The sequence below is a fragment of the Dyella lipolytica genome (genome assembly GCF_030160075.1).
In the GTDB taxonomy this organism is placed as follows: domain Bacteria; phylum Pseudomonadota; class Gammaproteobacteria; order Xanthomonadales; family Rhodanobacteraceae; genus Dyella_B; species Dyella_B lipolytica.
Genome location: NZ_BSNQ01000003.1, coordinates 1,362,328 through 1,377,055, shown reverse-complemented (window position 1 = coordinate 1,377,055; position 14,728 = coordinate 1,362,328). Strand labels below are relative to the sequence as shown.

Here is a 14,728-nt window from a genome sequence, read left to right as displayed (position 1 = left end):
CAAAAAAGCTACATTTAGAAGGGCAAGGTCATCATGGCCTTGCCCCTCGTCGTGTCGTAAGCTCAAAGGCACGATTCCAACCGAAGACGGATCTTATGCGCCTCGCGTTCGTCGCCAGTGAAACCAACGTCGCCCAGCAAGCGCGTCGCAAACTCGTCGACCGCTACGGCGACGTGCCAGCCGCCGACGCGCAGGTGATCGTGGCACTGGGTGGCGACGGCTTCATGCTGCGCACGCTGCATACGCACCGCGACATCGGTGTGCCCGTTTATGGCATGAAGCTAGGCCGCGTCGGCTTCCTGATGAACAAGCACCGGCTCGACGAGCTGCCGGAGCGTATCGAACGCGCTCACACTGCCGAACTGTTTCCGCTGGAAATGGAAGCGACCGATGCGGATGGTCAGACACGTCGCGCATTGGCATTCAACGAAGTTTCGCTGCTGAGGCAAACCAACCAGGCCGCTCACCTGGAAGTGAAGCTCAACGACATCGTGAAGCTGGCCACGCTGATCTGCGACGGCATCCTGGTTTCCACACCGGCCGGTTCCACCGCCTATAACCTGTCCGCACACGGTCCCATTCTGCCGCTGGATGCCAAGGTGTTGGCGCTCACGCCGATCAGCCCGTTCCGTCCGCGTCGCTGGCGTGGCGCGATCCTTCCGCATCGCACTCTAGTCAGTTTGCGCGTACTGGATCCGACCAAACGACCGATAAGCGCTACCGCCGATTTTCTCGAAGTGCGTAATGTGCGGACTGTCGAGATTAGCCAGTCGCAAGAGCTGGGCGTGCGCCTGCTTTTCGACCCGGAGCACAATCTGGAACAGCGAATTCTGGACGAACAGTTCGCGGCGGACTGATGACGTCTCTCTACTCGATGAATCAGGTACTCTGATCGTTCCACATGACCCGTCCAAGCAAAATCGCTCACGACCCTGCGGCCACCGACAATCGGCTGGTAGTCGCTATCTCGTCGCGTGCGCTGTTCGATCTGGGCGACAGTCACGAACTGTTCGAGCGCGATGGTCTGGACGCTTATCGCGCTTTTCAGATCGAACATGAAAACGAGATTCTGCAACCGGGCGTGGCGTTTCCGCTGGTGCAGAAACTGCTGGGCCTCAACAAGCTTGCAGGCGATGTACCGCCCGTCGAAGTGATTCTGCTCTCGCGCAATTCCGGCGACACCGGCTTGCGCATCTTCAACGCGATCCAGCACTACGGTCTGGAAATCAGCCGCGCCGCGTTTACCAGCGGGGCGCCGACGTCCGATTACATCGCGCCATTCCATGCCGATCTGTTTCTCTCGGCCAACGCCGAAGACGTGGGACGGGCACTGACGGCCGGTGTCGCTGCAGCCACCATTTTGCCGTCCACGGCGCGGCCGCGTGCCAGCGAACAACTGCGCATCGCTTTCGATGGCGATGCGGTGATCTTCGGCGACGAAGGCGAGCGCGTTTCGCGCGAGGAAGGTTTGGAAGCCTTCCACCGCAACGAAACCGAACTCGCCGATGAGCCGCTGTCGGTCGGTCCATTTCGCGGATTTCTCACCGCCGTGCATCGTCTGCAGGCGGCCTTTCCGGCCGAGAACTCGCCCATTCGCACCGCGCTGGTTACAGCGCGTTCAGCGCCGGCGCACAAACGCGTCATCCTTACGTTGCGCAGCTGGGGTGTACGCATCGACGAAGCGCTGTTTCTTGGTGGTCGCGACAAAGGGCCGTTCCTCGACGCCTTTGGCGCCGACATCTTTTTCGATGATTCACCGGCAAATGTCGAATCCGCACGGAAGCATGTGGCAACGGGGCATGTGCCGCACGGGGTGAGCAATCCGTAGGTCGGCAGCGCGCCAGTTAAGGTACCGAATGTCCCTTGCTCGCTGTCCAGATCGCATACCAATCTTCCTCACCAAGCCGCACGTTCAATGCGGCGGCGGCATCGCGCAGGCCATCGATACGACCGCTGCCAGTAATCGGATGAGGACGGGAGGGATGGCGAAGTACCCACGCGAAGGCGAGGGTGGTGAGGCTGACGTTGTAGCGCGCAGCCATGGCGGTCATTTCCGCACGTACGCGTTGGGCTTGTTCGTCTTCGCCGGTAAATAGACGGCCACCGGCCAGCGGCGACCAGATCATCGGGCGTAGACCTAGCTGCTGCGCCTGGTCGAGCGTGCCGTCGTCCAGCGCGCCCATCTGCAGCGGCGATAGCTCGACCTGGTTGGTCAGCAACGCATGGTGCTGGTGCAATAGCGCAAACTGGTTGGTGCTGTGATTGGACACGCCCCAGTGCGCAACCTTCCCTTCGCGCGTGAGCGCAGCGAATGTCTCCGCCAGTGCGGCGGCGTCCATCAGGTAATCGGGGCGATGGATCAGCACGAGATCCAGTCGATCGATATGCAGGTTGCGCAGCGACTGTTCCACCTGCGCCCGTACGTATGCCGCGCTGGTGTCGTAGTAGTTGATGCGATAGGGCCGTTGTGCGGAGCGAAGGCGGATGCCGCATTTGGTGATTAGCTGCATGCGATCACGCAAGTTGGGTGCCGCTTTCAATGCCTCGCCGAACAATCCCTCGGCGCGATAATCGCCATAGATATCCGCGTGATCGAACGAGCTGATGCCTAGCTCCAGCGCGTGCTCGATCCAGCGCACGCGCTCTTGCACGCTGAGATTCCAGTCGACGATGCGCCAAAGGCCGGCAACGATGGGGGAAAGTTCGAAGGCTTGTGTCATCGTCTTGATTGGCCTGGCAGATAAGGGATGTTGTAGTCAGCGCGTAGCAGTGGGCTTTTTCGAATCGCCAAGCTCATCGGCAGACCATCCGCCGCCGAGATCGCCGATCAGCGATGCCGTATCGAGCAGACGTTGTTGCTGCACGCTTAGCGCGCTTTGCTGAGCGCTCAGCAGCGTCGCCTGAGCCGTGGCCGCGGTGGTGTAATCGACCGTACCGGCCTGGTATTCGTTGAAGGCAATCCGTGCGCCTTCGGTGGCGTTCTGCACCACCGCATCCTGCACTTGGGCCTGCTGGGCAAGAATGCTCAATCCGGAAAGATCGTCTTCGACATTCTGCAAGCCGGTCAGCACGCTGCCGCGATAGTTGGCGACCGACGCTTCATACGCAGCCTTCGCCGCAGCAACTTCGCTATGACGTGCACCGAAATCGAATACGGTCTCACTGGCGTCGGCACCTATCGACCAGACGTGGTTGGCGATGTGCAACAAACCAGCCAGCGGCGATTGCGAGAAACCATCGGCAGCCGACAATGAAAAGCTCGGGTAATAAGCAGCCACGGCAACACCGACGGCGGCGTTCTGTGCGGCCATCTGTCGCTCGGCGATGGCGATGTCCGGTCTGCGCTGCAGCAGCGTCGAAGGCACGCCGACGGGAACCGTGGGCAAGGTGGGCAACGACGTGCTGTGCGGAATATCGAGTTCTTCCGGATTCTTGCCAACCAGCACGGCAATCGCATGCGCGTCCTGCGCGCGCGCGACGCCAAGCGCGATCAGGCTCGATTGCGCATTCTCCAGCTGCGTCCGCGCGTTAATCACGTCGGACGGGGGCGTGGTGCCGGCTGCGCCCTGGTTGGCAACCACGCGCAGGTATTCCTTGTATTGATCGATCGTCTGCTGCAACAGATCGGCATTGGCATCGTTCACGCGCAGTTCGATCACCGCGGTAGCCAGGGCGACCTGTTCGGACAAAGTGGCATTGGCCAGTATCGCTTCGCTGGCCTGGGCGGTGGCTTTGTTCTCTTCGAGCGTGCGGCGAACCTTGCCCCATAAATCGGGTGCCCAGCTGATATCGCCTTCGAGAGAACCCGAAGTACTTATCGGCCGGAAGTTGGCGGCGCTGCTGCTGAGACCGCTCCTGGCAGTGCGCTGCTTGCTGGCCGATCCGGTAACGCCTAACGTGGGGAGCAAGGAGCTACGCGCCAACTGCACGTCGGCCAGCGCTTGCTGGTAGTTGGCGTAATCCTGCCGCACAGTCTGGTTGGAGACCGACACCATCGGCTCCAGCTGATTGAGCATCGGATCGTTGAACACCGTCCACCACTCGCCCTTGGGCGCTTCGGCAGCCGGTGTCGCGGGCGTCCAGCCGGGTAGCGGTTTGTATTGCGCCGGCACCGGTACCTGCGGGCGATGGTAGTCGGGGCCGACTGCGCACCCGCCGAGCAACAGTGCCAGCGAGGCAGCTAGAGCGGTGTGGAAAATCTTCATAGTCATGCGCTCGCGTCCGATCTGTTCCACGGCAGAGTGGCCGACCACCTGGCGAGTCGGGCGCGCAGGCGGTCGAGGAAAAGGTAGATCACGGGTGTCGTGTACAAGGTAAATACCTGACTGAGAATCAAGCCGCCCATGACGGTAATGCCGAGCGGCTGGCGCAGCGATGCGCCCTGGCCGATACCGATCGCCAGCGGCACCGCGCCCAGCACGGCGGCGGCGGTGGTCATCATGATCGGTCGCAGACGTATCACCGCTGCATCGTGGATCGCCTTCTGTGGCGCATAGCCGTCGTCGCGCTGCAGGTGGATGGCGACGTCGATCATCATGATTGCGTTTTTCTTCACGATACCGATCAGCAGAATGATGCCGATCATGGCGATAACCGAGAACGGCGTGCCGAAGAGCAACAGCGCCAACGTAGCGCCAATCCCAGCGGAAGGCAGGGTAGAAAGAATCGTCAAGGGGTGCACGGTGTTCTCGTACAGAACGCCGAGCACGATATAGACGGCCGCCAGCGCCGCGAGAATCAGCAGCGGCATGGTCGACATCGATTGCGCGTACACCTGCGCCGCACCCGCCGAACTGCCGTGGATGGAGGCCGGCATACCCATTTCCTGCATGGACTGGTTGATTGCGGCCAAGGCGTTGCTCAACGAACCGCCAGGCGGCAGGTTGAAGGAAATCGTGGCCGCCACCAAACCATCCTGATGGCTGACCTGGGTGGCGGTGTGGTTGCTTACGTACGTCGCCAGCGCAGGGAAAGGAACCATTGTTTCTGACGAGGTGCTGTCCGCACTGCCGCTGGAGCTGCCGCCCTTGGAATTGGAAATGGAGTTGGTGAGCTGGTTGGCCTGCGCATCCGCATTGAGCGAGTTGGAGCTGGACGCGTTGCTCTGCGCGGCGCTTACGGCAGATCCCTGCTGAACCCCTTTGACGGTGCCACCAGGCATCTGCGTCTGCTGCGTTCCGGTCGGATTGCCCGCCGCAGTACTGAAACGCATGCGATTGAGCATCTGCGGATACTGCCAATACTTCGGCGCGACCTCCATCACCACGTAGTACTGGTTGAGCTGGTTGTAGACGGTCGAAACGGTGCGTTGGCCAAAGGCGTCATACAGCACGCTGTCGATCTGGTTCGGTGCAAATCCATAGCGCGCAGCGGTGGCACGATCGATGTTGATGTAGACCTGCAAACCATTCTGTTGCAAGTCCGAGTTCACGTCCTGCAGCTGGCTGCGATACTTGCCGAGCGCAGCCACCAGTTTCGGGACCCAGGTGAACAATGCGGTGGGATCGTCGCTGGTCAGCGTGTATTGATACTCCGCGGCCGACGACCGGCCGCCGATATGCAGATCCTGCGCCGCCTGCAGAAACAACTTGGCGCCCGACACGGCATTGAGCTTGGGACGCAGGCGATCGACCACCTGTGCCGCTGAGAGTTTGCGTTCCGCCAGTGGCTTGAGTTCGATAAACACGTTGGCTGTGTTGAGCGCACGACCGCCGGTAAAGCCTGCCACCGATGCGACCGCCGGATCTTTCTGCACGATACCCTGCAATTGCGCGAGCTTCTGCTCCATCGCCTGGAACGAGATGCTCTGGTCGGCAATGATCTGGCCGATCAGGATGCCGTTGTCCTGCTCCGGGAAAAAGGTCGATGGCACCAGTTTGATCAGGAAGACATTGAGCACGATCAGGCCGACCAACGTCAGACCGACCATCAGCGCGTTGTCGAGCACGGCTGTAAGCGAGCGGGAATAGGCGTTCTTGAAACGATCGAACTGTCGTTCGTACCAAACGGCCCAACGCGCCCTGGAATGCATCGCGGCGCCACGGCGGAGCACATAGGCGGCCATGGTCGGCGTGACCGTCAGCGAGATCAACAAAGAAAGCAGGATCGCGACCGACAGCGTGACTGCGAATTCGTGGAACAACAGGCCGATGATGCCGGGCATCAGCAGAATCGGCAGGAACACCGCGATCAGCGACAGGCTCATCGAGATCACGGTGAAGCTGACTTCGCCGCTACCCTTCAGCGCCGCCTCGCGTACATCCATGCCTGCTTCGACGTGCCGGACGATGTTTTCCAGCACCACCACCGCGTCGTCGACCACGAAACCGGTGCCGATGGTCAAGGCCATCAGTGAGAGATTGTCCAGGCTGTAGCCGAGCAAGTACATCGGCCCGAACGTGCCGACGATCGATAGCGGCAAGGCCACCGCCGGTATCAGGATGGCTCGCGACGACTGCAGAAACACATACACCACGCCAATCACCAGCAGCACCGCGATGAACAGCGTGCGCTCGGTATCGCCTACGGCCGCGTTCACCGACTGAGAGCGATCTACCGCGATGCCGATATGCACCGTGCGCGGCAGCGTCGCTTCGATCGACGGCAACACTTTGCGGATCTGTGCGACCGTCTTGACGATATTGCCGCCGGGCAACGGATAAACGATAACCAGCACTGCAGGCTTGCCGTTATACAGACCCATGTTGCGCAGGTTTTCCGCCGAGTCCTGCACATCGGCGACATCGCGCAGCAGCACCGGCGCGCCGTTGCGATAGGACACCACCAGGTCGCGGTACGGTGCCGCTTTGTTGATCTGATCGTTGGACGTCACTTCGTAGCGCTGGCCGTCCTGATCGATATGCCCCTTGGCGCTATTCGCGTTCGCAGCGCCGATCGCGGCGCGTACGTCTTCCAGGCCGATGCCATAACTGTTCAATCGATCCGGCTCGAGTTCGACGCGCACCGAAGGCAGGGCGCTGCCGCCCAGCGTGATCTGGCCTACGCCGTCGACTTGCGACAGCTGCTGCTGGATCACCGAGTTGGCCGAGTCGTACAGCTGCGCGCGCGTCAACGTGTTCGACGTCATCGCCAGCACCATGATCGGCGAGTCGGCGGGGTTGTACTCGCGGTAACTGGGGTTGTTGCGCAGCGTGCTCGGCAGATCCGCGCGCGCCGCCTGGATCGCAGCCTGCACATCGCGAGCGGCGCCGTTGATGTCGCGGTTCAAGCCGAACTGGATGGTGATCTGGGCGGAACCGACGTAACTGGTCGACGTCATTTCCGTGACATCGGCAATCGCGCCTAACCGCTTTTCGAGCGGCTCGGCCACCGTGGACGCCATAATGTCGGGGCTCGCACCCGCCATATTCGCCTGTACCACGATGACGGGAAAGGTGATGTTCGGCAGCGGTGCGACGGGCAGATGGAAGTAGGCCAACCCACCCGACAGCAGGATAGCGATCGCCAACAAGGTGGTCGCCACCGGCCGCTTGATGAAGAGCGCCGAGATGTTCACGGCGTACTTTCTCCCGCGGCTGGCTCGGGCTTGCGCTGGAACCGTTGCGCCAGTCGGTCAAAGTACAGATAGATCACCGGCGTGGTGAACAGCGTCAGCAACTGGCTCAACGTCAAACCGCCAATGATCGCGAGGCCGAGCGGGCGGCGCAGTTCCGAGCCGGTGCCGGTGCCTAGCAGCATCGGTAGCGCGCCGAGCATGGCGGCCAAGGTGGTCATCAGGATCGGCCGGAAACGCAGCAGCGATGCCTCAAAGATCGCCTCCGCCGGCGGCTTGCCGTGCTCGCGTTCGGCTTCGAGCGCGAAGTCCACGATCATGATCGCGTTCTTCTTCACGATGCCGATCAACAGCACGATGCCGATGATGCCGATCACATCGAGATCGCTACCCGCGACCATCAGCGCGAGCAATGCGCCGATACCGGCCGACGGCAGCGTCGACAAAATGGTGACTGGGTGGATAAAGCTCTCGTACAGCACACCAAGCACGATGTACACCGCGACCAGCGCCGCAATCAGCAAGTACACCTCACTAGACAGCGAGTCCTGGAAAGCCTGCGCCGCGCCCTGGAACGAAGAGGTGATCGAGGGCGGCAGGTTCACCGCCTGCTCGGCCTGGTTGATTTCTTCCACCGCCTTGCTTAGCGACGCGTCCTGAGCGAGGTTGAACGAGATGGTGACGGCAGGGAACTGAGCCAGATGACTGATCACCAACGGTGATTTGGTGACCTGGATGTTGGCGATTGCTTTTAGCGGCACTTGTCCGCTGCTGCTGGTCTGGCTGGGCAGATAAAGCTCGCCCAGCGACTGCAGCGTCGGTAATTTTTCCGGTTTGGCGACCAGGATCACGCGGTACTGACTGGACTGATCGAAGATGGTCGAGACGATACGCTGGCCAAGCGCATCGTAAAGGGCATTATCGATGGTCGCCGCCGTAATGCCGAAACGCGCCGCCAGCTGACGGTTCACTTCGACATTCACACTCAAGCCGTCGTTGTTCAGATCGCTGGTGACATCGGTGATCGAATGAATCTGTTTCATGCGATCGATCAGCGCCGGCACGTATTGCATGAATGCCTGCTGGCTCGGGCCCCGGAGCACGAACTTGTACTGGTTCGGCGATACGGTGGTATCGAGAGTGAGATCTTGCTCAGGCTGCAGGTACAGCTTGATGCCGGGTATGTTCGCCACTTCACCCTGGATGCGCCGTGCGATTTCTGCTGCCGTCTGCGAGCGATCGTCGCGCGGTTTCAGGTCGATCAGGAAGCGCCCGTTGTTGAGCGTGGTGTTGGTACCGTCGATGCCGACATAGGAGGTCAGATTGGTGACGTCTGGATCCTTGAGAATTGCCTCCGCCAGTGCCGACTGACGATTCACCATGGTGGTGTAAGACACCGAGTTGTCGGCGATGCTGATGCCCTGGATCACGCCGACGTCCTGCACCGGGAACAGACCCTTCGGGATGACGATGTACAACATCACCGTAATGGCGAGGGTGGCGAAGAAGACAAGCAGCGTCGCCAGCTGATGACTCATGACGAAGCGCAAGCCGCGCTCGTACGCCGCCAGTGTCTTGTTGAACAAGCCTTCGCTGATCTTTTCGAAACGGCTGGGATGCCGCTCCGCCTGCGCGCGCAGGATACGCGCGCAGAGCATCGGCACCAGGGTCAGCGACACCACACCGGAAAGCACGATGGTGACGGCGAGGGTGACAGCGAATTCGCTAAACAATCGCCCGATCACGCCGCCCATGAACAGCAGCGGGATCAGCACTGCGATCAGCGATACCGTCAGCGAGAGAATGGTGAAACCGATCTGCCCGGCGCCGATCAGCGCGGCGTTCAACGGCGTCTCGCCTTCTTCCAAGTAGCGCACGATGTTCTCGATCATCACGATCGAGTCGTCGACCACGAAGCCGGTGGCAATGATCAAGGCCATCAGCGACAGGTTGTCGATCGAGTAATTCAGCTCGTACATCATCGCCAGCGTGCCGATCAGCGAGACCGGCACGGAGATGCTGGGAATGATCGTGGCCGGCAGATTGCGCAGGAACACAAAGATCACCAGCACCACCAGCACCACCGCCAGCACCAACTCGAACGCGGCGTCGGCCACGGAGGAGCGGATCACGCCGGTGCTGTCGGACACGATCTCGACCTTCATCCCCGCGGGCAGGGTGGATTCCAACTGTGGTAGTTCTTTCTTGATCTGATCGACCGTGGCGATCACGTTTGCGCCCGGTTGGCGCTGCACGTTCAGCACGATGGATGGCGTCTTGTTGTACCAGGCGCCTTGTTCGGTATTTTGCGCAGCCTGGGTGACGCGGGCGACATCGCGCAGGAAGACCGGTGCACCGTTCTGGTAGGAGACCACCGTATTCAGGTAATCCTTGGGATCCTGGATCTGGTCGTTGCCGTTGATCGTGTAGTCGAGTTCAGGGCCGTCGAAATTACCCTTGGGCTGGCTGACGTTGACGTTCGAGATCAGTGAGCGCAAATCGTCGATGCTGAGTCCGTAAGCCGCCAGCTTCTGCGGATCCGCCTCGACGCGCACCGCCGGTACGTTGCCGCCGGATGGTGTCACCAGGCCGACGCCCGGCACTTCGGAAATCTTCGTTCCGAGCCGATTGTTGGCCACATCCTGCAACTGTGGCAGTGACATCGACGTGGAGGTGACCGCCAAAGTAAGGATGGGCTGGTCGGCAGGATTTACCTTGGCGTACGTCGGCGGCGCCGGCAGGCCGCTGGGCAACAGGCTGTTGGCGGCGTTGATCGCCTCCTGCACATTCTGTTCGGCCACGTCGAGGTTGAGCGACAGGTCGAATTGCAGCGTGATGACCGATGCACCCGCCGAACTGTTCGAGGTCATCTGCTGCAGACCGGGAATCTCGCCCAGCTGCACTTCCAGCGGCGCGGTAACGGTGGTCGCCATCACCGAAGGGCTGGCGCCCGGGTAGAAGGTCTGCACCTGGATCGTCGGATAGTCCACGGCGGGTAGCGACGACACTGGCAGAAAGCGCATCGCAACCAGGCCCACCAGCACCAGGGCGATCATCAGCAGCGATGTCGCCACCGGCCTGAGTACGAACAGGCGGGAAATATTCATCGGAACGCGCGCCCGCTCAAGAGCCTGTCCTCATAGTCCACTCAGCGACAACCCGGAGGGCCGGGTCTGCTTGCCCGCAATCCTGCGTCATCACTCGCTCATGTATCGACATACACTTCACTCGTTCTTCCTGGTCTTGCGCGCAAACAGATCCCGGCGCGGGCCACGTGGACTATGAGGACAGGCTCTAAGATTGTGAGGATGAAGTGGAACTACGAGCCCGCTTGCTACCGTGTTGCTGCGTACTCACCGACGAAGAAGATGCCGGCGCAGACGCGCTGCCTGCTTCTGCCGGCTTCGCCTGCGCGAGCTTGATCTTGGCGCCGTCGTTGAGACGATCCATGCCATCGGTCACCACTGTTTGACCAGCCGACAGGCCGGCCAGGATCGCGGTGTACTTACCGTCGCTGGGACCGGGCGTCACCTTGTGGACCGAGACGGTGTCGTCCGCGTTGACCAGATAGACATAATCGCCCGGCGCACCGGTTTGTACAGCCGGCGTTGGGACCAGCACGGTTTTTTGCAGCGTATCGACCAGCAGCTGCACGTTGACGAATTCGTTCGGATACAGCGATTCGTCGTCGTTAGGGAAGGTTGCGCGCAGCGACACCGTACCGGTGCTGGTGGCCATCTGATTGCTGACGGCGTACAGCGTGCCCGTAGCAAGCTGCTTGGTGTTATCGCTGTTGTAGACCGTCACCGGCAGCTTCGCGCGGGCATTAATGCGTTGCAGTACCTTGCCCAACGCATTCTGCGGCACTGTGAACTGCACCGTAGTCGGTTTCATGGTGGTGATGACCACGATGCCCGGTGAGCTCGACTGCGTGACGTAGTTGCCGGGATCGACCAAACGAAGGCCGACGCGACCGGCCACCGGCGCGGTAATGCGGCAATACGCCAGATCGAGCGCGAACTGCGCGATGCTCGCCTGGTCGGCTTTCACGGCAGCTTCGCCCTGCTGCACCGTGAACTTCTGATCGATATAGGTTTGCTCGGCGATCGACTTCTGCTCGTGCAATTGCGTGAAGCGGGCGAGGTCGGCGCGGGCCAGATCGAGACTGGCCTGGTCCTTGGCCAGCTGGGCTTCGGCCTGCTGCTTGCTGATCTCATACTGACGCGGATCGATCTGGGCAAGGAACTGTCCCTTCGTTACATCCTGACCTTCCTGGTAACCCACTTCCGTCAGGTAGCCACTCAACTGCGGCAGCACGGTGACGGTGGCGACGGGCGTTACGGTGCCGAGCTCGTTCAAGATTTCCGGCATATCGCCCACACTGGCGGCGGCAGCGCTCACGACTTGTGGCGGCGTACCTGTTTTCGCAGGCGGACGATTGAAGATGTGGACCAGTACAAGAGCGATGGCTGCGAAGAGAACCACCACGGCGATCAGCATGCCGCGCCTTTTGCGAAAGTGTCCGGCTGCTTGCATCGTGTCGGCACTCATAACCATCTCCAGGTGTTTGTCTTTCAGTTTACAAAAGTGCTTTTGCGCCGAAAAAGTGTTGACCGTGTGGCCGAACCGATGGTCATCAGATGCTTTTGTTGGCGTGCCGGCATTTTGCGCTCACATGGCTTCGCTCGGGCGCACACGGATGGCCGGTGGGCTCGCGAGCGGTCAGGTGGATTCGGGAGCGCCGGTTACCGGCGCAATGTGAACCCGGGGTGGGGAGTTGCAGGATCATCGGCGAAATAACGGCCACGATCTTGACGTGTCACGCTTATCGATGTCTTAGAGGGGCTTCTTCTTCAGCGGTGCTGCATGCTAACGGTTGCGCTGGGGGATGGGCGAGGTACGTGAGTCATGTAAACGCCAATGACGCTCATACGTTGACGCCCGGTTGCGCCGAGATGTCCTTGCCATCGCCGCAACCCACTGAAAGTGCGAAAAGAATCACACCATTTTGGTCCGTTTCCACCACGGTGTCACCCTCTCTTCACGCACCAATGTGAAGAGACCTGCACCGAGAATCAGCACGATACCTATCAGCATGGGCCAATCGAGCTTGTCCCCGAACAACCAATAGCCAAACCCGATGGCCCAGAGCATCTGGCTGTATTGCGTGGGCGCCACGCGATTGGCGGGAGCTATAAGGGTGGCGTACATCAACAGCACGCCGGCCAATGCGGCGAGCAAGCCATAGCCGGCGAGCAGACCCCATTCGTGCCAATTCGGCCAGACGAAGTGCGGAATCATCAAAAGCCCGCCGATGATGAGCGGCCCAATCACGCCAGCACCATAGAGACTGATGCGCTTTTCATGCGGCCCAGCCATGCGCAGCGCCACGACTGCCGCCGCCGCAAACAAGCCGCATATCAGCGCAGCGATATGGCCGACACTCAAGGCGCGAAAGCCAGGCCGCAGCACCACCAGCACGCCAAGGAATCCGATAAACACCGCCGACCAGCGCCGCCAGCCCACATGTTCTTTCAAGAAAAGCACGGAAAGCAGCGTCACGAAAATCGGCATCAGGAAGATCAACGTGAACACTTCGGCCATCGGCAGCAAGGTAAAGGCCGTGACGGAGGCAATGTTGCCGACGGCACCTGCGACGGCGCGCACCCACCACAGAGCTGGACGTTGCGCTGTGACCACGTCGCGCCAACGATCACCCTTGGTCATGATGAAAGGCAGCGCCATCAGCCCGAACACGGCGCCGAAAAATACGGATTCGTAAGGCGGTACCGAGCCATGCAGGGATTTCACGAATGCATCGCTGATCGCATAAGCCGCGAAGCTGGCGAAGCCGAGAAGTACACCTTTGATCATGCGGATTCCGTTCGATGTGCTGCAGGAGGCTGTCGGCGCGGCTTCCGGTTCAGGCCGGGCAAGGCGTCCTTGCGAGCAATGCTTGCCAGAATACCGGGGAACGTCAGAGTGACAAGATTTGAAGCATTTTCATGTGGCAACCGCACTTGGCCCTAGGCTGACGGGCTGTTGCACCCCGGCATGACCGGAAAGACGGGCCCAGGCTACAATGTAGGGCTTCCCCGACCGTTTCCGGAACCTTTATGGCAGCCCGATTGAACCCGCTCGACCTGTACGACGTCCGCTCCCTGCTCACCGACGAAGAGCGCATGGTTCAGGATACCGTCGGCCGTTTCGTCGATGAAAAAGTGCTGCCGATCATCGGCGACTGTTTCGACCAGGGCCGCTTTCCGAAGGAACTGGTTCCGGAAATCGCCAATCTGGGCCTGCTGGGCGCCACGATTCCCGAAAAATACGGCTGCGCTGGCATGAATGGCGTTAGCTACGGTTTGATCTGCCAGGAGCTGGAGCGTGGCGACTCGGGCCTGCGCAGCTTCGCCTCCGTGCAGAGTTCGCTGTGCATGTATCCGATCTACGCCTACGGCAACGAAGAGCAGAAAATGCACTACCTGCCCAAGATGGCGGCGGGCGAGATCATCGGCTGCTTCGGCCTGACCGAACCGCACGGCGGTTCCGACCCGGCCAACATGAAGACCCACGCCAAGAAAGACGGCGGCGACTGGGTCATCAATGGCGCCAAGATGTGGATCACCAACGGCAACATCGCGCATATCGCCATCGTGTGGGCGCAGACCGAAGACGGCATCCAGGGCTTTATCGTTCCGACGGATACCAAGGGCTTCACCGCGCAGGAAGTGCATAAGAAGATGAGCTTGCGCGCCTCGGTGACTTCGGCGCTGTTCTTCGACAACGTGCGCATTCCTGACGCCAACCGCTTGCCGAATGTAAAAGGCCTGAAAGGTCCGCTCGGCTGCCTTACGCAGGCACGCTACGGCATCACCTGGGGTCCCATTGGCGCCGCGCAGGCCTGCCTGAAAGAAGTGCTGGATTACACGCAGGAACGCATCCTGTTCGGTCGTCCGCTCGCGTCCAACCAGGCGATCCAGCTGAAAATGGCGGACATGGCTCGCCGCATCACCAGCGCGCAGCTGCTCTCGTTGCAGTTAGGTCGTTTGAAAGATGCCGGCAAGATGGAACCCACCCAGGTATCGCTGGCAAAGTGGAACAACTGCCGCATGGCGATCGATATTGCGCGCGAATGCCGCGACATCCTCGGTGGCGCCGGTATCACCGTCGAGCATTCGGCGATCCGCCACGCGTTGAACCTGGAATCGGTCATCA

Annotated in this window: 9 protein-coding genes; 3 read left to right on the top strand and 6 right to left on the bottom strand. The window is 60.7% G+C overall.

From position 1 onward, the window contains the following. The first annotated feature begins 95 nt into the window (after positions 1-95). Complete coding sequence (locus QQL64_RS07550) at positions 96-857, top strand: NAD kinase (RefSeq protein WP_284397732.1); 762 nt, start codon at positions 96-98, stop codon at positions 855-857. Positions 858-901: 44 nt separating this feature from the next. Continuing rightward, positions 902-1,828 (top strand): 5'-nucleotidase, encoded by a 927-nt coding sequence (locus QQL64_RS07545; protein WP_284397730.1) that lies wholly within the window; start codon positions 902-904, stop codon positions 1,826-1,828. Positions 1,829-1,844: 16 nt separating this feature from the next. Here QQL64_RS07545 and QQL64_RS07540 read toward each other — a convergent pair whose 3' ends face one another. The 6 genes from QQL64_RS07540 to QQL64_RS07515 form a co-directional block, all read right to left on the bottom strand. After that, positions 1,845-2,720 carry an aldo/keto reductase gene (locus QQL64_RS07540; protein WP_284397725.1) on the bottom strand — a complete coding sequence of 292 codons (876 nt, stop codon included), beginning with the start codon at positions 2,718-2,720 and terminating at the stop codon, positions 1,845-1,847. 36 nt (positions 2,721-2,756) lie between these two features. After that, entirely contained in the window at positions 2,757-4,211 is a 1,455-nt protein-coding gene (locus tag QQL64_RS07535; RefSeq protein WP_284397722.1) for an efflux transporter outer membrane subunit, read from the bottom strand. Then, a complete protein-coding gene (locus tag QQL64_RS07530; RefSeq protein ID WP_284397719.1) occupies positions 4,208-7,516 on the bottom strand; it encodes an efflux RND transporter permease subunit in 3,309 nt (1,102 codons plus the stop codon). The genes QQL64_RS07535 and QQL64_RS07530 overlap by 4 nt, the downstream gene beginning before the upstream one ends. Next, a complete protein-coding gene (locus tag QQL64_RS07525) occupies positions 7,513-10,620 on the bottom strand; it encodes an efflux RND transporter permease subunit (protein WP_284397716.1) in 3,108 nt (1,035 codons plus the stop codon). The genes QQL64_RS07530 and QQL64_RS07525 overlap by 4 nt, the downstream gene beginning before the upstream one ends. A gap of 187 nt (positions 10,621-10,807) precedes the next feature. Beyond that, positions 10,808-12,064 carry an efflux RND transporter periplasmic adaptor subunit gene (locus tag QQL64_RS07520; protein ID WP_284397714.1) on the bottom strand — a complete coding sequence of 419 codons (1,257 nt, stop codon included), beginning with the start codon at positions 12,062-12,064 and terminating at the stop codon, positions 10,808-10,810. A gap of 447 nt (positions 12,065-12,511) precedes the next feature. Beyond that, positions 12,512-13,387, bottom strand: a complete 876-nt coding sequence (locus QQL64_RS07515; protein ID WP_284397712.1) for a DMT family transporter — start codon at positions 13,385-13,387, stop codon at positions 12,512-12,514. 242 nt (positions 13,388-13,629) lie between these two features. Between QQL64_RS07515 and QQL64_RS07510 the strand changes: the two genes are divergently transcribed. Further along, the coding region (locus QQL64_RS07510; protein WP_284397709.1) for an acyl-CoA dehydrogenase family protein at positions 13,630-14,728 on the top strand (1,099 nt) is incomplete at its 3' end.